At 68.8% G+C, this 24,080-nt stretch carries 16 protein-coding genes; 11 read left to right on the forward strand and 5 right to left on the reverse strand.

The window, feature by feature from the left end; translation table 11 throughout:
* Both eno and pflB read right to left on the reverse strand, forming a co-directional pair.
* Positions 1-766, reverse strand: a 766-nt coding sequence (eno, locus tag JJL56_RS30770) for a phosphopyruvate hydratase (protein ID WP_200487621.1), incomplete at its 3' end; no start/stop codon positions are given.
* 199 nt (positions 767-965) lie between these two features.
* A complete protein-coding gene (pflB, locus tag JJL56_RS30775) occupies positions 966-3,248 on the reverse strand; it encodes a formate C-acetyltransferase (protein ID WP_200487622.1) in 2,283 nt (760 codons plus the stop codon).
* Between the two features lie 372 nt (positions 3,249-3,620).
* Between pflB and JJL56_RS30780 the strand changes: the two genes are divergently transcribed.
* A complete protein-coding gene (locus JJL56_RS30780) occupies positions 3,621-4,457 on the forward strand; it encodes a MurR/RpiR family transcriptional regulator (RefSeq protein ID WP_145629618.1) in 837 nt (278 codons plus the stop codon).
* Between the two features lie 157 nt (positions 4,458-4,614).
* On the opposite strand, the gene JJL56_RS30785 is transcribed toward JJL56_RS30780, so the two are convergent.
* Entirely contained in the window at positions 4,615-7,767 is a 3,153-nt protein-coding gene (locus JJL56_RS30785) for an efflux RND transporter permease subunit (protein WP_200487623.1), read from the reverse strand.
* A gap of 16 nt (positions 7,768-7,783) precedes the next feature.
* Positions 7,784-8,968 carry an efflux RND transporter periplasmic adaptor subunit gene (locus tag JJL56_RS30790; protein WP_200487624.1) on the reverse strand — a complete coding sequence of 395 codons (1,185 nt, stop codon included), beginning with the start codon at positions 8,966-8,968 and terminating at the stop codon, positions 7,784-7,786.
* A 206-nt stretch (positions 8,969-9,174) separates the two neighbouring features.
* On the opposite strand from JJL56_RS30790, the gene JJL56_RS30795 reads away from it, so the two are divergent.
* The 3 genes from JJL56_RS30795 (at position 9,175) to JJL56_RS30805 (ending at position 13,679) form a co-directional block, all read left to right on the forward strand.
* On the forward strand, positions 9,175-9,870 hold the full coding sequence (locus JJL56_RS30795; RefSeq protein WP_145629615.1) for a TetR/AcrR family transcriptional regulator: 696 nt from the start codon (positions 9,175-9,177) through the stop codon (positions 9,868-9,870).
* Between the two features lie 221 nt (positions 9,871-10,091).
* Positions 10,092-10,769 carry a TetR/AcrR family transcriptional regulator gene (locus JJL56_RS30800; RefSeq protein ID WP_200487625.1) on the forward strand — a complete coding sequence of 226 codons (678 nt, stop codon included), beginning with the start codon at positions 10,092-10,094 and terminating at the stop codon, positions 10,767-10,769.
* 144 nt (positions 10,770-10,913) lie between these two features.
* Positions 10,914-13,679 carry a hybrid sensor histidine kinase/response regulator gene (locus tag JJL56_RS30805; protein ID WP_200487632.1) on the forward strand — a complete coding sequence of 922 codons (2,766 nt, stop codon included), beginning with the start codon at positions 10,914-10,916 and terminating at the stop codon, positions 13,677-13,679.
* A 34-nt stretch (positions 13,680-13,713) separates the two neighbouring features.
* Here the strand turns inward: JJL56_RS30805 and JJL56_RS30810 are convergent, their stop codons facing one another.
* Positions 13,714-16,239: an HWE histidine kinase domain-containing protein gene (locus tag JJL56_RS30810; protein ID WP_247891342.1), complete on the reverse strand. Its 2,526-nt coding sequence runs from the start codon at positions 16,237-16,239 to the stop codon at positions 13,714-13,716.
* A gap of 518 nt (positions 16,240-16,757) precedes the next feature.
* Between JJL56_RS30810 and pyk the strand changes: the two genes are divergently transcribed.
* The 7 genes from pyk (at position 16,758) to JJL56_RS30845 (ending at position 23,978) form a co-directional block, all read left to right on the forward strand.
* Complete coding sequence (gene pyk / locus JJL56_RS30815; RefSeq protein WP_145629613.1) at positions 16,758-18,281, forward strand: pyruvate kinase; 1,524 nt, start codon at positions 16,758-16,760, stop codon at positions 18,279-18,281.
* 67 nt (positions 18,282-18,348) lie between these two features.
* Positions 18,349-19,128 carry a pyruvate formate-lyase-activating protein gene (pflA, locus tag JJL56_RS30820; RefSeq protein WP_200487627.1) on the forward strand — a complete coding sequence of 260 codons (780 nt, stop codon included), beginning with the start codon at positions 18,349-18,351 and terminating at the stop codon, positions 19,126-19,128.
* Positions 19,129-19,144: 16 nt separating this feature from the next.
* Positions 19,145-20,050, forward strand: coding sequence for a formate/nitrite transporter family protein (locus JJL56_RS30825; protein ID WP_200487628.1), 906 nt, complete (start codon positions 19,145-19,147; stop codon positions 20,048-20,050).
* Between the two features lie 100 nt (positions 20,051-20,150).
* Entirely contained in the window at positions 20,151-21,098 is a 948-nt protein-coding gene (locus JJL56_RS30830) for a DMT family transporter (protein WP_200487629.1), read from the forward strand.
* Between the two features lie 73 nt (positions 21,099-21,171).
* Positions 21,172-21,930 carry a GntR family transcriptional regulator gene (locus JJL56_RS30835; RefSeq protein WP_145629608.1) on the forward strand — a complete coding sequence of 253 codons (759 nt, stop codon included), beginning with the start codon at positions 21,172-21,174 and terminating at the stop codon, positions 21,928-21,930.
* Between the two features lie 442 nt (positions 21,931-22,372).
* Positions 22,373-23,359, forward strand: coding sequence for a TRAP transporter substrate-binding protein (locus JJL56_RS30840; RefSeq protein WP_200487630.1), 987 nt, complete (start codon positions 22,373-22,375; stop codon positions 23,357-23,359).
* Positions 23,360-23,438: 79 nt separating this feature from the next.
* Positions 23,439-23,978, forward strand: a complete 540-nt coding sequence (locus JJL56_RS30845) for a TRAP transporter small permease (protein WP_200487631.1) — start codon at positions 23,439-23,441, stop codon at positions 23,976-23,978.
* Positions 23,979-24,080 lie beyond the last annotated feature (102 nt).

A 24,080-nucleotide genomic window follows, 5' to 3' on the forward strand; every position in this document is an offset into this window, starting at 1 on the left:
GCTCGTACTTGCCGTTCTTGAAGAACTCGGTCGAGGCGGCGTCGATGGCCAGCATGACGTCGTCGCCCGGCTTGTAGCCGGCGGCCTCGATCGCCTTCATGACGAAGCCCAGCACGTCCTCGGTCGAGGCGAGGTTGGGGGCGAAGCCGCCCTCGTCGCCGACGTTGGTGTTGTGGCCGGCGTCCTTGAGCTTCTTCTTGAGCGCCTGGAAGATCTCCGAGCCCATGCGGATGGCCTCGGCGGCGCTCTCCGCGCCGACCGGCATGACCATGAACTCCTGGATGTCGATCGGGTTGTCGGCGTGTGCGCCGCCGTTGATGATGTTCATCATCGGCACCGGCAGCAGGTTGGCGAAGGCGCCGCCGACGTAGCGGAACAGCGGCAGGGCGGCCTCTTCCGCCGAGGCCTTGGCGACGGCGAGCGAGACGCCGAGGATGGCGTTGGCGCCGAGCCGGCTCTTGTTGGGGGTGCCGTCCAGCTCGATCATGGCGAGGTCGAGGGCGCGCTGGTTGGAGCCGTCGAGGCCGGCGATGGCGTCGTAGATCTCGCCGTTGACCGATTCCACGGCCTTCAGCACGCCCTTGCCGCCGTAGCGGCCCTTGTCGCCGTCGCGCAGCTCCACCGCCTCGTGCGCGCCGGTCGAGGCGCCCGACGGAACGGCGGCGCGGCCGAAGGCGCCGGATTCGAGCAGGACGTCCACCTCGACGGTCGGGTTCCCACGGCTGTCGAGGATCTCGCGGGCGTGGATTTCGGTAATGGCGCTCATGGGGGAGGGTGGACCTTGATTGGAGGGTGGATTTTGTGGGGAGGTGGTCGCGGCGGAGCCCCCACCCTTCCCACGGCGTCGCCGCGGGCCCCTTCCCTCCCCCGCTTACGCGGGAGAGGGAGATTTGTCCCCTCCCCCGCCCAGCGGGGGAGGGTTAGGGTGGGGGCAATACTGCGCGACTCAACAACTCAGCTGCGCCTCAATGCGCCCCATGGAAGGTGCGGCTGATGACGTCCATCTGCTGCTCGCGGGTCAGCTTGATGAAGTTCACCGCGTAGCCCGACACCCGGACGGTCAGCTGCGGATACAGCTCCGGATGGTCCATGGCGTGCAGCAGCGTCTCGCGGTCGAAGACGTTCACGTTGATGTGGTGGCCGCCCTGACCGAAATAGCCGTCGAGCATGCCCACCAGATTGTCCACCCGCTCACCCTCGGTCGGCCCCAGCGCGCCGGGAACGATGGTGAAGGTGTAGCTGATGCCGTCCTGGGCGTGCGCGTAGGGCAGTTTGGCCACCGACGCCATCGACGCGACGGCGCCCTTGCGGTCGCGCCCGTGCATCGGGTTGGCCCCCGGCGCGAAGGGCTGACCGGCCTTGCGCCCGTCCGGCGTGTTGCCCGTCTTCTTGCCGTAGACCACGTTCGAGGTGATCGTCAGCACCGACTGCGTCGGCACCGCGTCGCGGTAGGCCTTCTGCTTGCGCAGCAGACCCATGAAGGTCTCGACCAGCCACACCGCGATCCCGTCCACCCGGTCGTCGTTGTTGCCGAAGGCCGGATAGTCGCCCTCGATGACGAAGTCGGTGGCCAGCCCGCGCTCATCGCGGACCACCTTCACCGTGGCGTGCTTGATCGCCGACAGGCTGTCCGCGACCACGCTCAGGCCGGCGATGCCGCAGGCCATGGTGCGCAGCACGTCGCGGTCGTGCAGCGCCATCTCCAGCCGCTCGTACATGTACTTGTCGTGCATGAAGTGGATGGCGTTGAGCGTGTTCATGTAGGCGCGCGCCAGCCATTCCATCATCGGCAGCAGCCGGGCGACCACGGTGTCGTGGTCGAGCACGTCGCCGGTGATCGGCGCGAAGGCCGGGCCGACCTGCTCGCCCGACACCTCGTCGCGGCCGCCGTTGATGGCGTAGAGCAGCGTCTTGGCGAGGTTGGCGCGGGCGCCGAAGAACTGCATCTGCTTGCCGATGCGCATGGCCGAGACGCAGCAGGCGATGCCGTAGTCGTCGCCCCAGAAGGGCCGCATCAGGTCGTCGTTCTCGTACTGCACCGAGCAGGTCTTGATCGACGTCTCCGCGCAGAACTTCTTGAAGCCTTCGGGCAGGCTCTCCGACCACAGCACCGTCAGGTTCGGTTCCGGAGCGGGGCCGAGGTTGTTCAGGGTCTGGAGCATGCGGAAGCTGTTCTTCGTCACCAGCGTGCGCCCGTCGAGCGCCATGCCGCCGATGCATTCCGTCACCCAGGTCGGGTCGCCGGAGAAGAGCTGGTCGTACTCCGGCGTGCGCAGGAAGCGGACGATGCGCAGCTTGGTCACGAACTGGTCGATCAGCTCCTGCGCCTCCTCCTCGGTCAGCAGGCCGTCGCGCAGGTCGCGCTCGATGTAGACGTCGAGGAAGCTGGAGACGCGGCCGAGCGACATGGCGGCGCCGTTGGCCTCCTTCACCGCCGCCAGATAGGCGAGGTAGGTCCACTGCACCGCCTCGCGGGCGTTGGCCGCCGGGCGCGACACGTCGAAGCCGTAGGACTTGGCCATGGCGGCCAGTTCCTTCAGGGCCTTGATCTGCTCGGTGATCTCCTCGCGCAGGCGCAGCGTGTGCTCGTCGATGCGGTCGACTTCCAGGCTCTTGTATTGCGCCTTCTTGTCCTCGATCAGGAAGGTCGCGCCGTAGAGCGCCAGCCGGCGGTAGTCGCCGATGATGCGCCCGCGGCCGTAGGCGTCCGGCAGGCCGGTGATGACGCCCGACTTGCGGCAGCGCAGCATCTCGTCGGTGTAGACGTCGAAGACGCCGTCGTTGTGCGACTTGCGCAGGCCGGGGAAGACCTCCTCCAGCTTGGGCGAGGGTTTGAAGCCGTAGGCCTCCAGCCCGTTCTTGACCATGCGCCAGCCGCCGAAGGGCATGATCGCGCGCTTCAGCGGCTTGTCCGTCTGCAGACCGACGACGAGTTCAAGCTCCCGGTCGATGTAGCCCGGCGCGTGGGCGGTGATCGAGCCGAAGACCTCCGTGTCGGCGTCGAGCACGCCGCCCTTGGCCGCGCGCTCCTCCTTCAGCAAGGCGGTGACCTTGTTCCACAGGGCCCTGGTCCGTTCGGTCGGGCCGGTCAGGAAACGTGAATCCCCCCCATAGGGATGGACGTTGCGCACGATGAAGTCGCGGACGTTGACCTCTTGCTGCCAGACGCCCGGAACGAAGCGGCGCCAGGGGCGCTCGGCTTGCTGTTCCGGGGTCTCGACGAATCCGTCTCTCAGCAGGGTGTCCATGATGTCTCCTCACGAAAAGGCGTCTGGGCGGCACGCGCCGCGTCGCTGATCGACCCTGGAGGCCCCCCAGTGGAGGGGTCGGAAGACCGCCGGACCCCGGTCAGGGCGGGAGCGGCGGTATGGCAACGGGCTGTGAAGCCGGCAGGGCCAAAAGTCATTTTGTAGTTTTGCTACATAGACCGGAACCACGAAGCGCGCAAGGCAAAAGCGGTTGATTTTCCACGTTCTTTGATGAAGTTACTGTGACGGAACGCCGCATCGTCGGCGGTCCCGGTATGTGGGACAGCGCGGCCGATAGCACCCTTCTATCGGGTCATGTAGTTTTGCTATCCGTGCTACGGTGGCGGACGGATGGAACAGGGGAACAGGCCGATGCTGGCGAGGATCATGGCGGTGCGCGACGGGCTCCGTCCTTCGGAACGGAAGCTGGCGGACTGCGTGCTGGCCCAACCGGGCGAGGTCATCACCCTGTCGATGGCCGATATGGCCGGGCGCGCCGGGGTCAGCGAACCGACCATCGCCCGCTTCTGCTCCGCGCTGGGCTGCAGCGGCTTCCGCGAGTTCAAGATCAAGCTGGCGCAGGACATCGCCGCGGGCATGCCCTTCATCGACCAGGAGGTCAGCCCGGACGACCGGGCGGCGGGCATCGCCGGGAAAGTGTTCGACCGCACCCTGGCGACCTTGATGCAGGTGCGCAACAACCTGTCGGCGGAATCGGTGGACCGCGCCGCCGACCTGCTGGCCGGGGCGCGGCGGATCGAGTTCTACGGCTCCGGCAACTCCGGCACGGTGGCGCAGGACATCCAGCGCCGCTTCTTCCGGCTGGGCATCCCCACGGTCGCCTACAGCGACGCCCACGTCTATTTCGTGTCGGCCCTGTCGCTCGCCCCCGGCGATGCGGTGGTCGCGGTGTCCAGCTCGGGCGGCACCCGCGACATGCTGGAGGCCGTGCAGAACGCGCTGTCCGCCGGGGCCGCGGTCGTCGCCATCACCCGCTCCGGCTCGCCGCTGGCGCAGCTCGCCACGGTCAGCCTGCTCGCCGACGTCACGGAAGACTTCGACATCCACTCGCCCATGACGTCGCGCATCAGCCATCTGGTCCTCGGCGACATACTGTCGATTGCCGTGGCGCTGCGCAAAGGCGACGCCCTGCGGGAACGGCTGGAGCGCCACAAGCAGGCGCTCAGCCGCCACCCCCGGGAACAATAAATACTAGTATATTAGTTCGAGGGCAAGCTGCTCCGTGGGGCGCCGCATGTCCTGTGTTGTTCTGCCGCAGCTACCCCACGCAAAAGGCACCCGCACAGCAGAAGGCCCGGCCCCTTTTCCGGGACCGGGCCTTCCGCTTCCAGCCGCAGCCGAACCGTCAGTCGCCGGCGGGAACCGGCTCGGCACCCGGCGGGGGATGGGCACCGGCGCGCTTGCTGCCGAACAGACGATAGACCGCGACGAAGAAGGCCGGGACGAAGATGATCGCCAGCACGGTGGCGGAGATCATGCCGCCCATCACGCCGACGCCGATGGCGTTCTGGCTTTCCGAACCGGCGCCGCTGCTGGTCGCCAGCGGCAGCACGCCCAGCACGAAGGCCAGCGAGGTCATGATGATCGGGCGCAGGCGCTGGCGGCACGCCTCGATGGCGGCGTCCTTCAGATCCATGCCCTCGTCGTAGAGCGCCTTGGCGAACTCCACGATCAGGATGGCGTTCTTCGCCGACAGGCCGATGGTCGTCAGCAGGCCAACCTGGAAGTAGACGTCGCTTGGCAGACCGCGCAGCGTGGCGGCGAGCACGGCGCCAATGACGCCCAGCGGCACCACCAGGATGACCGACACCGGCACCGACCAGCTCTCGTAGAGCGCGGCCAGGCAGAGGAAGACGATCAGCATGGACAGGGCGTAGAGCGCCGGGGCCTGCGACCCGCTCAGCCGCTCCTCGTAGGACAGGCCGGTCCATTCATAGCCGACGCCCGGCGGCAGCTTGGCCATCATCGCCTCCATCTCCTGCATCGCCTCGCCGGAGCTGATGCCCGGCGCCGCAGAGCCCTGGATGTTGAGCGACGACATGCCATTGTAGCGCTCCAGCTTCGGCGAACCGTAGGTCCATTGCGCCGTGGTGAAGGCGGAGAAGGGGACCATCTGCCCCATGGCGTTGCGCACGTACCAGCGGTCGACGTCGCTCGGCTGCATGCGGTAGGGGGCGTCGGCCTGGAGATAGACGCGCTTCACGCGCCCCTGGTCGATGAAGTCGTTGACGTAGGACGATCCCCACGCCGCCGTGAGCGTCGTGTTGATGTCGGTCAGCGACAGACCCAGCGCGCTGGCCTTCTCGCGGTCCACCGTCAGCTTGTACTGCGGCGTGTCCTCCAGCCCGTTCGGGCGGACGCCGACCAGCTTGGGGTTCTGCGCCGCCAGGCCCAGCAGTTGGTTGCGCGCCTGCATCAGCCGGTCATGCCCGACGCCGCCGCGGTCCACCAGCTGAAGGTCGAAGCCGGTGGCGTTGCCCAGCCCCGGAACCGAGGGCGGCATGAAGGCGAAGACCACCGCGTCCTTGGCCTTCGACAGGGCGCCCATGGCGCGCCCGGCGATGGCCGTCGGCTTGCGGTCGGCGGACTCGCGCTCGCTCCAGTCGCGCAGCCGGACGAAGGCCATGCCGGCGTTCTGGCCGCGGCCCGCGAAGTTGAAGCCGGCGATGGTGAACAGGCCCTCGACGCTGTCCTTCTCGGTCTCCAGGAAGTGCGTCTCGACCAGCTTGGTGGTCTCCAGCGTGCGCTCGATGCTGGCGTTCGGCGGGGCCGACCACAGCACGAACATGGTCCCGCGATCCTCCTGCGGCAGGAAGGAGGAGGGCATCTGGAGGAACAGGTAGGCCAGGCCGCCGACGATCAGCGCGTAGGCGATGCCGTAGCGCCCGAGCCGCGACACCGCCCCGCGCACGCCGCGCAGATAGACCCGGCTGCTGGCGTCGAAGCCGCGGTTGAACAGGCCGAAGAAGCCGCGCTTGGCGTGGCCGTGGCCCTTCGCCACCGGCTTCAGGATGGTGGCGCAGAGCGCCGGGGTCAGCACCAGGGCGACCAGCACCGACAGCGCCATCGCCGACACGATGGTCAGCGAGAACTGGCGGTAGATCGCCCCCGCCGAGCCGCCGAAGAAGGCCATGGGGACGAACACGGCGGACAGCACCAGCGCGATGCCGATCAGCGCGCCGGTGATCTGGCCCATCGACTTGCGGGTCGCCTCGCGCGGGGGCAGCCCGTCCTCGCTCATCACGCGCTCGACGTTTTCCACCACCACGATGGCGTCGTCGACCAGCAGGCCGATGGCCAGCACCATGCCGAACATGGTCAGCGTGTTGATCGTGAAGCCGAACAGCGACAGCACGCCGAAGGTGCCGAGAAGCACCACGGGAACCGCGATGGTCGGGATCAGCGTCGCCCGGAAGTTCTGCAGGAACAGGTACATCACGGCGAAGACGAGGATGATCGCCTCGATCAGCGTCTTGACGACCTCGTGGATCGACAGCTCCACGAAGGGCGTCGTGTCGTAGGGGTAGATGACCTCCAGCCCTTCGGGGAAGAAGGCCGACAGCTCGGCGATGCGCGCCTTCACGGCGGCGGCGGTGTCCAGCGCGTTGGCCCCGGTCGCCAGCTTGACGCCCAGGCCCGCCGCCGGCTTGCCGTTGTAGCGGGCGGTGATCTCGTAGGTTTCCTGCCCGATCTCGATCCGCGCGACGTCGCGCAGCCGCACCTGCCCGCCGTCGGGATTGACGCGCAGCAGGATGGCGCCGAACTCCTCCGGCGTCTGCATGCGCGACTGCGCCATGATGGTGGCGTTGATCCGCTGGCCGGGCACCGCCGGGGCGCCGCCGAGCTGGCCCGCCGACACTTGCGCGTTCTCCGCCTTGATGGCGTTGGTGACGTCGATGGTGGTCAGCTGGTGGCTGTTCAGCGCGTCGGGGTCCAGCCAGATCCGCATGGCGTGCTGCGGGCCGAACACGGTGATGTCGCCCACGCCCTCGACGCGGCTGATCGTGTCCTGGAGGTTGGAGGCCACATAGTCGGCGATGTCGCCCTGGCTCAGCCGCCCGTCGCTGGACACGAAGCCGGCGACCATCAGGAAGTCGTTGCCCGCCTTCGACACCTGGAGGCCGCGCTGCTGCACCTCCTGCGGCAGGAGCGGCACGGCGAGCTGGAGCTTGTTCTGCACCTGGACCTGGGCGATGTCCGGGTTGGCCTCCGGCTCGAAGGTCAGGGTGATGGTGACGTTGCCCGACGAATCGCTGTTCGAGGACATGTAGCGGAAATGGTCGAGCCCGGTCATCTTCTGCTCGATGACCTGGGTGACCGTATCCTCCAGCGTCTTCGCGGACGCGCCGGGGTAGCTGGCGGTGACGGACACCGTCGGCGGGGCGATCTTCGGGTATTGCTCGACGGGCAGGCCCAGAATCGCCAGACCGCCCGCCAGCATGATGACGATGGCGATGACCCAGGCGAAGACGGGCCGGTCGATGAAGTATTTCGACATGGATCGGTCCTCGGTCTCAGCGCGCCTGCGGTCCGGGCAGGGCCGCCACGGCGCTCTGCGCCGCCACCGGCTTGACCTCGGCCCCCGGCTTCACCTTCTGAAGCCCCTCGACCACGATGCGCTCGCCCGCCTTCAGACCGTCGGAGACCAGCCAGGCGTTGTTGATCGCCCGCTCGGTCTTGATGGTGCGCGGGTTGACCTTGTTGTCGTCGCCGACGACCCAGACGCGCGCCGAGCCGTCCGGACCGCGCTGGACCGCCTCCTGCGGCACGGCAAGGGCGTTCTCGGCCACCCCCTGCTCGACGCGGGCGCGCACGAACAGGCCCGGCAGCAGATCTAGGTTCGGGTTCGGGAACACCGCGCGGAGCTGGACGGAGCTGGTCCCCGGATCGACCGACACGTCGGAGAACTGAAGCTCGCCGCGCTGGGGATAGGGGGCCTCCGCCGCGTGCAGGAACAGCGAGACGGGAATCTTGCCGGGCTCGGCCGCGCGGATGCGCCCGCTCGCCATGTCCTGGCGGAGCTGCATGAGCTGCGAGGCGGTCTGGGTCACGTCCACATAGATCGGGTCGAGCTGCTGGACGGTGGCGAGCGCCGTCGCCTGATTGGCGGTGACCAGCGCGCCTTCCGTCACGGCGGACTTGCCGATGCGGCCCGAGATGGGGGCGAAGACCCTGGTGTAGTCCAGGTTGATGCGCGCCAGATTGTAGGCGGCCTTGGCGGCGGCGACCTGCGCCTCGTTCTGCTTCAGCGCGGCCATGGCGTCGTCGTAATCCTGCTTGCTGACGACGCTGCTGCGCACGAGGTCGCCGTAGCGGCCGGCCTTGTTGCGGGCGGCCTGCAGGTTGGCCTCCGCCTTCTGGATGTCGGCCTGGGCGACGGCGAGGTTGGCCTCGTAGGTGGCCGGGTCGATCTGGTAGAGCTGGTCGCCCGCCTTGACGTCGCTCCCCTCCGTGAAGAAGCGCTTCAGCACGATGCCGCTGACCTGCGGGCGGATCTCCGCCACGCGGTAGGCCGAGGTGCGGCCCGGCAATTCGGTGGTGACGGACAGGCTCTGCGGCTGGATGGTGGCCACCGCCACCTCCGCCGGTCCGGGCGCCGGCTGGCCCCCGGCGGCGTGCTTCTTGTCCTGGCAGGCACCCAGCACCACGGTCAGGGAGGCCGCCACGGCAAGAGACAGAAATGCGTTCCTGTTGAGCATCCGTTCCTCGTGAAAACGCCGTGATGCGGCGATGAAATGTCCTAATGAGCCGGGGAGGTTCCACATTCCGCCCGGCTTTCGGGGCCGGCGGAAAAGGCCGGTGCGCGCGGACGGTGCGAAATGACCCCTTTATTCGTACTGTCTCATACAGTACACTGTACCGGACGATACATTCAGAACGACCGTTCGCGCAAGGGGGAACCGCAATGCCCGACAAGGGGGCATCCACACCGTTCCAGGGTGGCATCGCCGGATTTGGCACTGGCGGCTTCGACCCACCCGGCTGCGGCCCGCGCGGACAGGCGCGCTGCCGGGCGCTGCTCGACGCCGCGGCGACGCTGTTCGTGGAGAAGGGATTCGCGCTGACCTCGCTGTCCGACATCCTGCGGCAGGCCGGCGGGTCGCGCACCACGCTCTACGAGCATTTCGGCGACAAGGAGGGGCTGTTCCGCGCGGTGATGGAGCGTCACTGCGACCGCGTGCTGGAGGAGATGTCGACCATGCACACCGCCGGCCCGGCGGCGATGGCCGAGGAGTTGGAAGAGAATCTGTACCGCGTCGGCCTGCACATCGCCGGCACGCTGACCATGCCGGAGACCACCGCCATCCTGCGCATCCTGGTGTCGGAGGGCGGGCGCATCCCCGACATCGCCCAGGCCTTCTTCCAGGTCGGCCCGGAGAAGACCATCGGCTGGCTCGCCGACTGCTTCCGCGAGCTGACGGAGGCCGGGCACCTGCGCATCGACGATCCGGAGGGGGCTGCCCACGCCTTCATCGGCATGGTGGTCGGCGACCTGCTGACCAAGCGGCTGATCCTTCCCGACGAGTCCGTCTCCATGGAGGAGTTGGAGCGCTACGTCCGCCAGTCCGTGCGGTTGTTCCTTGCGGGGACGCGGCCCTGACCAGGATGGAGAGCGGCGTATTGCCGTCTTGCCAGCGGGGGCGGCAACGGTCATAGCTCCCGCGAGGATGCGCACGATGGCGGCGTCCTTGCCCCCTCCCCGGCCCTCCCCCGCTGTCGCAGGGGAGGGAGATTTCTGCGAAGCGGCGGCAGTCCCCTCCCCTGCGAAGCGGGGGAGGGTTAGGGTGGGGGCAAGGGCCGCCAGCGCCTGTGGGAAAACCGATGGACCGGGGAAACGCCAGGGAATTGATCGACAAGACAACGGACAAGGACGCATCCACGGTCGGCCCGCGCGGTCGGGCGCGCCGGCAGGCCCTGCTCGACGCCGCGGCGGCGCTGTTCGTCGAGAAGGGCTTCGAGAAGACCACCCTGACCGACATCATCGGCCGGGCCGGCGGCTCGCGCGCCACCCTCTACGAGCATTTCGGCGACAAGGAGGGGCTGTTCCGCACGATGATGGAGGAGAACAGCGCCCGCATCCAGGAGGGGCTGGCCGCCATCCAGGCCGACGAGCGGGCAGCACCGGAGGACGGGCTGACCCGCTTCGCCCTGCACCTCGTGGCGGCGCTGTTCGACGACCGCACCATGGCCATCGTCCGCGTGCTGGTGTCGGAGGGCGGACGCATCCCCGACATCGCCGAAGCCTTCTTCCGCATCGGCCCGGAAACCGCCCAGCGGCGGCTGGCCGACTATCTGGCCCGGCAGACCGCCGCCGGTGCCTTGACCGTCAGCGATCCGGAAGCCGCCGCCCGCGGCTTCATCGGCATGATCACCGGCAACATCCTGCTGCGCCGCTTGATCCTGCCGGAACAATCTTTCTCCATGGAGGAGGTGGAGCGCTACGTCGGACGGGCCGTCGCCCTCTTCCTGGCGGGCGCCCGCCCCGTTGCGGAGCACTGACCTTGGGCTGAGGACTCCACCGCCGCGCGCAGGAAAGCGTTAGGACCGAAGGACAGGCGTTGCAACATACTGCGGTATGTTAGGGTTCACACGATCGCTTCCTTCATCCCAACGGCCCCTGGGCCGGGACGGTCGATCGTGTCCATGGTTCGCTGGCTTCTGCTGCTCGTCTTCACCCTGGCTCCGCTGATCGGGTTCGAGGTCTATTCCCACACCCGCCTGCGGGCGGAGCGGGAGGCCGAACTCGGTCAGGAGGCGTTGCGTCTGCTCGACCTGATTCAGACCGAACAGCAGCGGATCGTCGACGACATCGAGCACATCCTGGCCACGCTGGCGGAAGCGGACATCGCCGGCCCGTCCTGCCAGGAGACGATGGAGCGGCTTCGCCAGCGCCTGCCCAGCTATCTGACGCTGGGCTTCGCCGACCGGTCGGGGGCCGTCCTGTGCTCCACCGACCGGCGGACCGTCGGAACCGGAAGCGCCGACCAGCCGCAGATCCGGCAGGCCCTCTCCACCGGCCTCTTCTCGGTGGGGGAGTATGTCGCCACCGAGGGGCCGCGCCTCCGCGCCCTGCCCTTCGCCCTGCCCTACGCGCGGGGCGGCAGCCAGAGCGGTGACCGAAGCGATGGGACCGAACCGGCGGTCGTCACCGCCCTGCTCGACCTCGACTGGCTGCGCCAGTATCAGGCGCGCAAGCCCCTGCCGCCGAACGTGACGGTCCTTCTGGCCGACCGCGGCGGCACCGTCCTCGTCCGCGTGCCGGACCTTCAGGGAATCGTCGGCCAACCGCTTCCAGAGCGGCTCGGCCTGTTCCTCAGCGGCAGCGAAACCGCGACGGCGCTGACCGAAGGGCTGGACGGGGTGCCCCGCGTCACCGCCTATTCGCCGCCTGGCGCCAACGGCAGCGGCCTCGCCATCGCCGTGGGGATCGACCGGGCCGCCGCGCTGCGCACCGTCGATGTGGCCGCGCTGTGGTCGTGGTTTCCCTTCTCCCTCATCCTCCTGCTGACCCTGACCGGGACCGCCTGGGCCATCGGGCGCCTCACTCGGCAGCGCGAGACGGAACGGTCGCTGCTGAAGGCGGTGCTGGAGCATCTGCGCGCCGGCGTGGTGGTGGCCGAGGCGCCCACCGGGCGGGTGATCCTGCACAACAGCGCGGCGGAACGCCTGATCGGCCAGCCGCTGGACCGGATCGACCGCATCGAGGACTATCCCCGCCCCTTCACAAGCGGTCCCGAGCGGTCTTCGGAGTTGCCGCTGGTCCGCGCCCTGCGGGACGGCGCGGTCGTGCGGCAGGAGGAACTGCGCCGCGACACCCCCACCGGTCCCATCACCTGCCTGGCCGACGCCGAGCCGGTGCGCGATCCCGATTGCCGCATCACGCTGGCCGTCGTCACCCTGACCGACATCACCGAGCGCAAGGCCGGCGAGGAAGCCCTGCGGCGGAGCGAGACCCGCTTCCGCGAGCTGGTCGAGAACACCCCCGTGATGATGTGGATCAACCGGCCCGACGGCGGCCGGGAATACTACAACGCCGCCTGGCGCTCCTACACCGGGCGCAGCCTGGAGCAGGGGGAGCGCTGGTCCTACATCCACCCCGCCGACTATCCCCGGCTGCTCGACAGCCGCGAGCGCGGCATCGCCGCGGGCGAGTCCTACGGATTCGACGTGCGCATGCAGCGCCACGACGGGACCTACCGCTGGCACGCCTGCCGGATCAACCCGATGCGCCAGAACGACCAGATCATCGCCTGGGTCGGCACCGCGGTGGACGTGCACGACAGCCGCATGGCCCGCGAGGCGGCGGAGCAGGCCGACCGCTCCAAGAGCCGCTTCCTGGCCGCCGCCAGCCACGATCTGCGCCAGCCCATGCAGTCCATGTTCTTCTTCGCCGAGGCGCTGCACAGCCACGTCCACTCCCCGCGCGGGCGCGACGCCCTGGCGATGCTGGAGCGCGGGATGGAGACGCTGAAGGGCCTGCTCGACAGCCTGCTCGACGTCTCGCAGCTCGACGCCGGGGTGATCGAGCCGCGGATCGAGGACTTTTCCGTCAAGCCGCTGCTCGACGACATCGGGTCCGCCTACGCCCCGGTCGCCGCCGCCAAGGGGCTGGATCTCCAGGTGGTGAACCACCACAACCTGACCGTGCGCAGCGACCGCAACCTGCTGGGGCGCATGGTCCGCAATCTGGTGGAGAACGCCATCCGCTACACCGAGCGCGGGGTGATCCGCCTGGAATGCCACCCCCTGGACAGCCACGCCGGCATCCAGGTGCGCGACACCGGAATCGGCATCTCCGGCGAGCAGATGTCCTGGATCTTCGAGGAGTTCTATCAGGTCGGCAACCCCGAGCGGGACCGCAACCAGGGGCTCGGCCTCGGCCTCGCCATCGTGCAGAAGCTGTCGGCGCTGCTCGGCCACCCTGTGGAGGTGCGCTCCGAACTCGGCAAGGGATCGGTCTTCCGTATCTCCGTGCCGCTCGGCGATGCCGCGGAAAGCCCGGCTCCGGTTCTCCCACCCCGCGAAACGGAGCGCGGGCGGCTGGCCGTCCTGATCGACGACGACGCCATCGTCCTGATGGGGCTGCGCTCGATCTTCCAGGATTGGGGCTACGACACCATCGTCGCCTCCTCCACCGACGAGGCGCTGGAGCGCCTGCGGGCGGCGGGCCGGCGGCCCGATGTGATGGTCGCCGACTACCGTCTGCGGGAGCACAAGGTGGGCACCGAGGCCATCCTGAAGATCCGCGAACTGGCCGGGGCGCCGGTTCCCGCCGTCCTGCTGACCGGCGATTCCGGCCCCGACGTGATGCAGGAGGCCGAACGGCACGGGATCGGCCTGATGTTCAAGCCGGTCACCGCCCGCCTGCTGCAGGAAGCCCTGACCCGCCAGACCGGTACCGCCGCGTGACGTTCCGGAGCGGGCCAAGTCTCCCGACGACCGGCTACGTCCCCCGCACCGTCTGGAGCCCCCGCCGGACTTGCTCCGAATCGTAGGGCTTGCGCAGGACCAGCGCGTCGCGGAACTCCTCCGGGAAGATCGCGGATTCGCCGTAGCCGGTGGCGAACAGGAAGGGGATGCCCAACTCGCGCAGCCGCTCCGCCACCGGGAAAGAGGTCTCGGTTCCCAGATTGACGTCGAGAAGCGCCATGGCCGGCGGGTCGTCCGCGATGGCGACCAGCGCCTGACGGACGCTCGCCACCGTCTCCACCCGCTCGGCGCCCAGCTTCAGCAGCATGTCCTCCGCGCTCATCGCGATGATCATGTTGTCTTCCAGCAGCAGCACCGTCCCGCCCAGCGGAGCATCCGCCGCCGCGCAGGGCGTCACCGCCGCTTCGATCACCGCCGCCGGGCGTTCCGGCGCCAGACTGACGTGGATGGCCGGAACGGTGAAGCGCGCCTTCAGCCCGGCCAGGGCGTAGGTCACCGTCGCCTCGCCCTTCAGCTCGTGCGGGACGGAGCGCTCGATGATGGTGGTGCCGAAGCCCTGGCGCGTCGGCGCCTGAACGGGCGGTCCGCCGCTTTCCTCCCAGCAGAGTTCCAGGGCGTCCCGGTCGTCCAGGCTCCAATGGACCTTCACCCGGCCGCCGCTGTCGACGAAGGCACCGTATTTGGCGGCGTTGGTCACGAGTTCATGCATGATCAGAGCCATCACGGACAGGGCCGGGGGCGACAGCAGCACCTCCGGCCCGGACAGGACCACCCGTTCCGCCCGGCTGCCCAGATAGGCGTCGACCTCCGCCGCGATCAGGGGGCGCAAGGGGGACGGTTTCCAGTTCTCCGCCGTCAACTGGTCGTGCGCCCGCGCCAGCGCCTGGATGCGCCCGCCGACGATCTCCGCGAACTCCTCGACGCGGGTGACCCCCGCCCGGCTCTGGACCAGCAATGCCCGGACGAGGCTGAGGATGTTGCGGACCCGGTGGTTCAACTCGGCGATCAGCAGTTCCTGCCGCTCGCGGGCCGTCCGGCGCTCCTCCTCCGCCTGGTCTGCCAGCCGCAGCACCACCTCCATCAGCGTGATCCGCAGGGAGTCGGCGATGCGCAGGTCGGCCTCCGACCAGGGTTCCGACTGGCCGTGCACCGTCTCCTTCCACGCCTCGAAGCTCTTGCGCGGGGTCAGGCGCTGCCCGTTGGGGCCGGCTTCCACGGGCTTGTCCGGATTGCCGGCCCAGGTGACGGTGCGGAGCGACTCCTTGCGGAAGAAGATGATGTAGTCGCGCGGCTTGCGCGACACCGGGATGGCCAGCATGCCGGCGGCGCGCTCGGCGAAATCCACGCCGGGTTGGTGGACCTGCCCGATCTCGCTGGTGGCGAAGACGCGGCTGGCGTGCGTGCGGTTGAGCATGCGCACCAGCCCGAGCAGTTCCTCCGGCGTCGGGGTGCTGCCGTCCACGAGGGTCTGGCCGCCCAGCACGATGGCGAAGCCGTCGCTGCGGATGTAGTGGCCGACCTCGCCGCGCAGCCGCCCCAGATTCTCCATGGAGGAGGCGCCGTCCGCCATCACCGCCATGATGCGGGTGTGGAGCAGACGCGCCTTGGCCTCGTAGGCCTCCTCACGGTCGCGCTCGACGCCTTCCAGAAGGAAGGAGAACATCTGGCCGTACAGCTCCGCTGCCGTGCGCCGCTCCAGCGACAGGCGCCGCGGCACCATGTTGTGGCAGGCGAACAGGCCCCACAGCTTGCCGCGGCGCAGGATCGACACCGACAGCGAGGCGGCGACGCCCATGTTGCGCAGATACTCGCAATGGATGGGCGACACGCTGCGCAGGACGCTCATCGACAGGTCGAGCGGCTCGCCCTCCGGTCCGATCGGCGGCAGGATGGCCGCGGGCGGAGCGCCGACATCGTCGATGCAGCGCAGCCAGTTCCGCTCGTACAGCGCACGGGCCTGCTTCGGGATGTCCGAGGCCGGGTAGCGCAGACCCAGATAGGAGGGTACACCGCGCACCGCGGATTCCGCGATCACCTCCCCCGCGCCGTCGCGGTCGAAGCGGTAGATCATCACCCGGTCGAAGCCGGTCAGCGACCGCAGCTGCCGCGCCGCCTCGCGGCAGCAGGCGTCGAAGTCGGCGGTGCGCTGAAGCCGTCCGATCATGGCGCGGACCATGGAGCCGACGTCCAGTTCGCTGTCCGTCTCGCTCGGCTCCGCCTCGATGATGATCGACTGGCCGGACAGATGGACCGCGATGTCCAGCGGCAGCGCGCTGGCCGACAGCTTCAGGCGGAAGGCACGCTCCACCGATCCGTTGATCAGCGAGAGCTGAAGCCGCCCGCGGATGGCGTGAAGCGCCTCCTCCTCCATCACCTCGGTCAGGGGAAGCCCCAGCAGCGCGTCGGGCTCCACCCCCAGCCACGCCCCGATGTTGGACGAGGCGTGCTTGACGATCCAGTCCGTCGACAGTGCGATCAGGAATCCGCTTGGTTGGATGGCCCCGACGAGATGGATCGGCTCCCGGTCGCAATTGCTCAAGTCTACGCCACCGATCATTGCCGCTCTGCTCCCGTCATTCGGCCACCATCGTCATTGTTCCGGCGCACCTCAAATTTGTCCCATGCATCCGGACAGGCCGATGATTTGCCGATCCCTTGGCTTGTTCCATGCCAACACACCGAAACGGTCTTAAAGCACGTCGTGCCGGTAAAATAATCCGAAATCGAAACAGGCCCAATACCTTCTCTCTCGGCAAAAAGCCCTACGCCACCGGTTGATCCGTCGACCGGTCCTCTGCGACATTTTGGCCGGAATGCAGGTTCGCCCCGCGAAACGTGCTTGCCTTTCAATCTAATATACTAGTATTTTATTTTGCGAAGGACAGACGCGCAGCCCGGCCGGCCCAAGCCCGCCCGTACCGCGAGCGCATCCCCGAGAACCGCACCGACCGCCGCGCGCCGCATCGTCACGCCGGCCCTGGCGCGGCGGTCTTGCCGATGAGCGCCCGCGCCGCCGCGCCCACTGTCCCCGCCCTCTTTTGCGGAGCCCGTTTCGATATGACCGCCACTTTCCCGATCCGCCGCTTCCGGCAGACGAAAATCGTCGCCACGCTGGGTCCGTCCTCCTCCGCGCCGGAGATGATCCGTTCGCTGTTCGAGGCGGGCGTCGACGTCTTCCGCCTCAACTTCAGCCACGGCTCCCACGACGACCACGGCGCCCGCGTGCGCGCCATCCGCGAGCTGGAGCGCGAGCTGGAGCGGCCCATCGCCATCATGGCCGACCTCCAGGGGCCGAAGCTGCGGCTCGGCCGCTTCGCCGAAGGTTCGGTGGAGCTGACGGTGGGCCAGCGCTTCCGCCTCGACCTCTCCACCGAGCCGGGCGACGCCGCCCGCGTCGGCATGCCCCATCCGGAAATCTTCGCCGCCCTGCGCCCCGACACCGACCTGCTGCTCGACGACGGCAAGGTGCGGCTGCGCATCGTCGATTGCAGCCCGGACCACGCCGACACCATCGTCGTGGCCGGCACGAAGCTGTCCGACCGCAAGGGCGTGAACGTGCCCGACGTGCTGCTGCCGCTGTCGCCGTTGACCGCGAAGGACCGCGCCGACCTCGTCTTCGCGCTGGACCAGGAGGTGGACTGGGTGGCGCTGTCCTTCGTGCAGCGGCCCGAGGACGTGGCGGAGGCGCGCAAGCTGATCGCCGGGCGCGCCGCGCTGATGTCCAAGCTGGAGAAGCCGCTGGCCATCCAGCATCTGGAGCGCATCGTCGAGCTGTCGGACGGCGTCATGGTCGCCCGTGGCGACCTCGGCGTGGAGATGCCGCCGGAGGACGTGCCGAGCATCCAGAAGCGGATCATCCGCGAGGCGCGCAAGGCCGGAAAGCCGGTGATCGTCGCCACCCAGATGCTCGAATCGATGATCGGCGCCCCCGCCCCGACCCGTGCCGAGGCGTCGGACGTCGCCACCGCCGTCTTCGACGGCGCCGACGCGGTGATGCTGTCGGCGGAGACCGCGTCGGGCGCCTACCCGGTCGAGGCGGTGTCGATGATGGACCGCATCGCCCGCCGGGTGGAGCATGACGACCTTTACCGCACGATGATGGACGCCCAGCACGCCGACCCGCAGGAGACGGCCGCCGACGCCATCACCGCGGCGGCGCGGCAGGTCGCCCACACCATCCACGCGGCGGCCATCGTCACCTACACCACCAGCGGCTCCACCACGCTGCGCGCCGCCCGCGAGCGGCCGGAGGTTCCGATCCTCTGCCTGACCGCGACCGTCGCCGCCTCGCGCCGTCTGGTGCTGGCCTACGGCGTGCACAGCGTGCTGACCGAGGACATCCAGAACTTCTCCGACATGGTGCACAAGGCGACCCGCATCGCCTACGCCCATGGCTTGGCGGAGGACGGGCAGCGGCTGGTCATCACCGCGGGCGTGCCCTTCGGCATGCCGGGCTCGACCAACATCCTGCGCATCGCCTGGGTGGAGCGCCCCGTTCTTCCCGCCGGCGGATACACGCAAAGCGCGCAGGAAGCCCGGTCAGATCAATTGACCCCGGTCATGGCCGACGCCGGGGCCTGACATAGGATGGCACACAGCGCCGGTGCCGCAATGAAGCGGGCACCGGCGCCCATTCACGAGGTGCCTCATGCTCAGCCCGATTACCCCCCACCCCGCGCACGCCGCCGGGACGGGCGCATCGGTCCGCGGCTGGGTCCATTCGGTGGAGACGGGCGGCACGGTCGATGGGCCGGGTTTGCGCTACGTCCTGTTCCTGGCCGGATGCCCGCTGCGCTGCCAGTACTGCCACAACCCCGACACGCGCCACATGCATGACGGGTCGCCGGCCCAGTCCTCGGACGTGCTGGCCGACATCGCCACCTACGCCGATTTCCTGCACCGCGCCCATGGCGGCCTGACCATCAGCGGCGGCGAGCCGCTGGTCCAGCCGGAATTCTGCGCGGCCATCTACCGCGGCGCCAAGCAGCTCGGCCTGCACACCGCGCTCGACACCTCGGGCTTCCTCGGCAGCCACGCCGACGACCATCTGCTGGCCGACGTCGATCTGGTGCTGCTGGACATAAAGGCGTTCAAGGAATCCACCTACCGCGCCGTCACCGGCGTGCCGCTGCGCCCGACCCTGGAGTTCGCCGAGCGGCTGTCGGTGCTGCGCAAGCCGATCTGGCTGCGCTACGTGCTGGTTCCCGGCCTGACCGACCATCTCGACGAGATCGAGGGGCTGGCGGAATTCGCCGCCGGCCTGGAGGTGGTGGAGCGGGTGGACGTCCTGCCCTTCCACAAGATGGGCGAGTTCAAGTGGAAGCAGCTCGGCCTGCCCTACGCGCTGGCCAACACCGAACCTCCCCCGCCGGAACTGACCGAGCGGGTGCGCGGCATCTTCCGGACGCAGGGTCTCAAGGTCGTGTGAGACGAGGAGCACCTTTATGGACACGCATTCCCTTCCAGAGGCTAGCCCACACGCCTCCCCTGCCGCCGCCCCGCCCGCGTCCTCCCTGGACGCGCTGATGCCCGACGCCATCGCGCTCGCGGCGGAGAACCTGGGCGTCAAGAAGGCCAACTACGACGGCGCGACGCTGTTCGCCCTGGCCGTTCTGGCCGGCGCCTTCATCGCGCTGGGCGGGCTGTTCGCCACCGTCGCCATGTCGGGGGCGGAGGGCATGATGCCCTACGGGGTGACCCGGCTGCTCGGCGGTCTGGTCTTCTCGCTGGGGCTGATCCTGGTCATCGTCGGCGGCGCGCAGCTCTTCACCGGCGATGCGCTGATGGTCATGGCCTGGGCGAGCGGGCGGGTGAAGACCGGGCGGATGCTCCAGGTCTGGACGATGGTGTGGCTCGGCAATTTCGTCGGCGCCGCCGGCACGGCGCTGCTGGTCTTCCTGTCCGGGCAGTACGGCTTCGGCCACGGGGCGGTGGGCGCCTCCGCGCTCTACTTCGCCACGGCCAAGGCGGGGCTGCCCGTCGGGCAGGCCTTCTTCCTGGGCATCCTGTGCAACGTGCTGGTCTGTCTGGCGGTGTGGCTGGCGCTCGGCGCGCGCAGCGTGACCGACAAAATCATGGCGATCATCTTCCCGGTCAGCGCCTTCGTCGCCGCCGGCTTCGAGCACTGCGTCGCCAACATGTACTTCGTGCCGCTGGGCCTGCTGATCGAATGGGGCGCCCCGGCCTCCTTCTGGGCCGACCTGGGCCGCGCCGCGCCGGTCATCCCGGTGGGGCAGTTCCTGCTGAACCTCGCCGCGGTGACGCTGGGCAACTGGTTCGGCGGAGCGGTTCTGGTCGGCGCCGTCTACTGGTTCATCTACCGTCGTCCGAGCCGCCGCACGGCGCATTGAAGGCAGACGTTATGCCCCCACCCCGGCCCTCCCCTGCGAAGCGGGGGAGGGCCGGGGTGGGGGCAAGGTCAACCCATTCCCTCACCCCCCCGGGGCACCCATGGCCCAGCCCATCCCCAGCCATCTCCAGGCGCGCAGCGGCATCGTCTCCATGCTGCTGGCGGTGTTCCTCTATGCGGTGCTGAACGCGCTGGCGAAGCATCTCGCGGCGGACTACCCGCTGGCCGAGGTGACCTTCTTCCGCAACGCCTTCGCCCTGTTGCCCGCCACCGCCATGCTGGCCCGCGCCGGCGGCTGGCGCAGCCTGCGGACGGAGCATCTCGGCGGCCATTTCTGGCGGGCGGCGATCGGCCTGACCTCGATGGTGCTGCTGTTCCTGTCCTACCACCTGATGCCGATGGCCGACGCGGTGGCCCTGTCCTTCTCCGCCCCGCTGTTCCTGACCGCGCTGTCCGTGCCGGTGCTGGGGGAGCGGGTCGGCCCCTACCGCTGGGGGGCGGTGGCGGTGGGCTTCGCCGGGGTCCTGGTCATCGTGCAGCCGGGAAGCGGCATGCTGAACACCGGCGCGCTGGTCGGGCTGAGCGCCGCCGTCGCCTACGCCTTCGCCATGATGGCGATGCGGCAGCTGGGGCGGACGGAGGCGCCGGTCACCACGGTCTTCTACTTCACCGCCTTCTCTACGCTGCTCAGCGCCTTCGCCCTGCCCTTCGTCTGGACGATGCCGACGGCGGAGGGCTTCGCGCTGATGGCGGCGATGGGGCTGGTCGGCGGCGGCGCCCAGTATTTCGCCACCCGCGCCTATGCCCTGGCCCCGGCGGCGGTCATCAGCCCGTTCAACTACGCCGGCATCCTCTGGGCCTGCCTGTTCGGCTGGCTGGTCTGGGGCGACTGGCCGGGAATCCATGTGCTGGCCGGGGCCGCCATCGTCATCGCCAGCGGCCTGCTGATCCTGATCCGCGAGACGCGCCGCCGGGCGGAGGCGGGGACGTGCGACACTTCGCCCGAGGTGTCCCACAATTTGCCACTCAGCACGGGGCGCAAACACTAATATATTAGCTTTCACACGTTCACCGGGGCGCCGGCCCACGCCCGCGCGACCCGCCCGTCTGACGAGGTGGCTCATGCCATCGGACACACTCACCGCCGCCCCGCCGCGGCAGCGCCGGCTCGCCACGGTCCGGCCCGCGCCGCGCTCCGCCTCTCCCATCTACCGCGACCTGCGGAACGACATCCTGGGGATGCGCCGACGACCCGGCGAGCCCATCGCCGAGGCCCGCATCGCCGCGGCCTACGGCGTCAGCCGCACCCCCGTGCACGAGGCGGTGCTGCGGCTGGCCGACGAGGGGCTGATCGACATCTTCCCGCAGTCGGGCACCTACGTGTCCCTGATCCCGGTCGCCGCCCTGCCGGAGGCCGGGGTGATCCGCAAGGCGCTGGAGGAGGCCACCGTGCGGATGGCCGCCGTCCGCGCCACCCCCGGCGACATCGCGCAGCTGCGCACGGCGCTGGAGGCGCAGCGCGACCTCTGCGCCGCCTGCGACCGCGACGGCTTCCACGAGGCCGACGAGAGCTTCCACGCCCTGCTCGCCGACGTCGCCGGATTCCCCGGCTTCTGGGCGCTGGTGGAACAGGTGAAGGTGCAGGTCGACCGCTGCCGGCGCCTGACCCTGCCCGTTCCCGGCCAGATGGCGAAAGTCATCGCCGAGCACGATGCCATCGTGGAGGCCATCGCCGCCCACGACCGGGAGGCCAGCGTCGAGGCGCTCGGCGTCCATCTCGACGGATTGCGGCTGGCCATCGACGACTTGCGGGCCGCCGCACCGCTCTATTTCACCGATGCGCCCACCGCCGCGGGGCGCCAAACCCCGCCGCGGCTTTAATCCCCAACCTTTAATCCCCACCCGGCTTGCGACATTTTGGCGTCACACGTTCAGCCCCCCGTTTTGTGCTTGCCTCGACAGCTGATATATTAATATAACTAGCCCAGCGGGACGCGACACGGACGTGAACAACCGGCGCCGCCCGCTCACCGGACAACGATCGGGAAGCCGCGCGGAAGAACACCGCGGGCGCCTCCAGACAAAGGACGAGAACCGCCCAGCTTCACCCCCGTCGGCAGACGCCGATGGCGCCGGGATTTTGCGCCTTCATCCCCTCCGGGATTATTTTTTGCCCCCGTTTTCGCAGCGCTATTATTCAAGGCGCACAGCCGAACAGCCGGGGCTTCTTCCGAACGCAGAGACTTTTCGTTTGTCCATCTTCGGCGGGCCGACGCCCCGCCTCCGCTCCAACAGGCACTTCTCCTAAGGCAGGAGTACGGTCATGAAGAACACCTTCCGTCGCCTCGGCATGGCGCTGCTCGCCGCTTGCGCCGCGGGCGCGCTGCTCGCCGCCCCGGTGTCGGCCCGCGACTTCCGCTCGGCCGACATCCACCCCGGCGACTACCCGACCGTCGAGGCGGTCAAATACATGGGCAAGCTGCTGAGCGAACGCAGCAACGGCAAGCTCGGCGTCAAGGTCTACCCGAACGGCGCGCTGGGCAACGAGCGCGACACGATCGAGCAGATCAAGATCGGCGGCCTCGACATGATGCGCATCAACGTCGCGCCGCTGAACAACGTGGTGCCGGAGTCGATGGTCGTCGCCCTGCCCTTCATCTTCCGCGACACCGACCACATGCACGCCGTTCTGGACGGCCCGATCGGCGACGAGATCCTCGCCGCCATGGAAAGCCAGGGGCTGATCGGTCTGGCCTTCTACGACAGCGGCTCGCGCTCGCTCTATTCCAAGAAGCCGGTGTCGTCGCTGGCCGACCTGAAAGGCATGAAGATCCGCGTCCAGCAGTCGGACCTGTTCGTGTCGATGATCGAGGCGCTGGGCGCCAACCCGACGCCGATGCCGATGGGCGAGGTCTACACCGGCCTCAAGACCGGCATCGTCGACGCGGCGGAGAACAACTACCCGTCCTATGAATCCTCGCGCCACTTCGAGGCGGCCAAGTACTTCACCCGCACCGAGCACGCCATGGCGCCGGAGGTGCTGGTCTTCTCCAAGGTCTCGTGGGACCGCCTGTCGAAGGACGACCAGGCCGCCATCCGCAAGGCCGCCAAGGATTCCGTTCCCTACATGCGCAAGCTGTGGACGGAACGCGAGGAGGCCTCCCGCGCCATCGTCGAGAAGGCCGGCTCCCAGATCAGCGACGTGAAGAACAAGCAGGAATTCATCGACGCGATGAAGCCCGTATTCGCCAAGTTCGCGAACACGCCCAAGCTGCAAGGCCTCGTCCAGCGCATCCAGGACACGAAGTAGGCAGGACACGAAGTAAGGCACGCGGACGCGGCGCCGGCCATTCCCGGCCGGCGCCGCCCCCCGCGGGAAGGACGGCATCATGAGCATCGAACTTGAATTGGAAGAGGTCCGCCCCCTCGCCGCCCCGCGCTTGTTGACGCGGATGAACGCGCGGCTGGCGTGGTCCGGGATGTGCGTGGCGATGGTCGGCCTGATGGCCATCGTCTGTGTGGTGTTCTATCAGGTCTTCGGCCGCTACGTGCTGAACGATTCGCCGACCTGGGCGGAGAGCCTGGCCATCGTGCTGGTCCTCTACGTCACCCTCATCGGCGCCGCCGTCGGCGTCCGCGACGCCGGACACATCGGCCTGGAATCCTTCCTCGTCATGCTGCCCGACGTCATCCGCCGCAAGGTCGAGATCGTCATCTACGCCCTCGTCGGCGTCTTCGGCGCCTGCATGGCCTACAACGGCTGGGTGCTCGGCAACTCCGTCGCCCCCTACTTCATCCCCAACCTGCACGTCTCCGAAGCCGTCCGCTACATCCCGCTCGTCCTCTCCGGCGTCCTGATCGTGCTTTTCGCCATCGAACACGTCGTCGCCATCATCCGCGGCGAGGAGGTCGCACCATCATGGAACTGACCATTCTGGCCGTCACCTTCTTCGGCTTCCTCGTCCTCGGCATCCCGGTCGCCTTCGCCATCGGCCTGTCGGCGCTCTGCACCATCCTGTACGAGGGCCTCC

The organism is Azospirillum aestuarii, from assembly GCF_016632405.1.
GTDB lineage: Bacteria > Pseudomonadota > Alphaproteobacteria > Azospirillales > Azospirillaceae > Azospirillum > Azospirillum aestuarii.

Bases quoted from the DNA above. Each gene is read 5' to 3' on its own strand.
- JJL56_RS30785 (WP_200487623.1), bottom strand. From the start codon at position 7,767: ATGTCGAAATACTTCATCGACCGGCCCGTCTTCGCCTGGGTCATCGCC.
- JJL56_RS30780 (WP_145629618.1), top strand. From the start codon at position 3,621: ATGCTGGCGAGGATCATGGCGGTGCGCGACGGGCTCCGTCCTTCGGAA.
- JJL56_RS30790 (WP_200487624.1), bottom strand. From the start codon at position 8,968: ATGCTCAACAGGAACGCATTTCTGTCTCTTGCCGTGGCGGCCTCCCTG.
- JJL56_RS30825 (WP_200487628.1), top strand. From the start codon at position 19,145: ATGGACACGCATTCCCTTCCAGAGGCTAGCCCACACGCCTCCCCTGCC.
- JJL56_RS30835 (WP_145629608.1), top strand. From the start codon at position 21,172: ATGCCATCGGACACACTCACCGCCGCCCCGCCGCGGCAGCGCCGGCTC.
- JJL56_RS30800 (WP_200487625.1), top strand. From the start codon at position 10,092: ATGGACCGGGGAAACGCCAGGGAATTGATCGACAAGACAACGGACAAG.
- pflB (WP_200487622.1), bottom strand. From the start codon at position 3,248: ATGGACACCCTGCTGAGAGACGGATTCGTCGAGACCCCGGAACAGCAA.
- JJL56_RS30845 (WP_200487631.1), top strand. From the start codon at position 23,439: ATGAGCATCGAACTTGAATTGGAAGAGGTCCGCCCCCTCGCCGCCCCG.
- JJL56_RS30830 (WP_200487629.1), top strand. From the start codon at position 20,151: ATGGCCCAGCCCATCCCCAGCCATCTCCAGGCGCGCAGCGGCATCGTC.
- pyk (WP_145629613.1), top strand. From the start codon at position 16,758: ATGACCGCCACTTTCCCGATCCGCCGCTTCCGGCAGACGAAAATCGTC.
- JJL56_RS30805 (WP_200487632.1), top strand. From the start codon at position 10,914: ATGGTTCGCTGGCTTCTGCTGCTCGTCTTCACCCTGGCTCCGCTGATC.
- pflA (WP_200487627.1), top strand. From the start codon at position 18,349: ATGCTCAGCCCGATTACCCCCCACCCCGCGCACGCCGCCGGGACGGGC.
- JJL56_RS30840 (WP_200487630.1), top strand. From the start codon at position 22,373: ATGAAGAACACCTTCCGTCGCCTCGGCATGGCGCTGCTCGCCGCTTGC.
- JJL56_RS30795 (WP_145629615.1), top strand. From the start codon at position 9,175: ATGCCCGACAAGGGGGCATCCACACCGTTCCAGGGTGGCATCGCCGGA.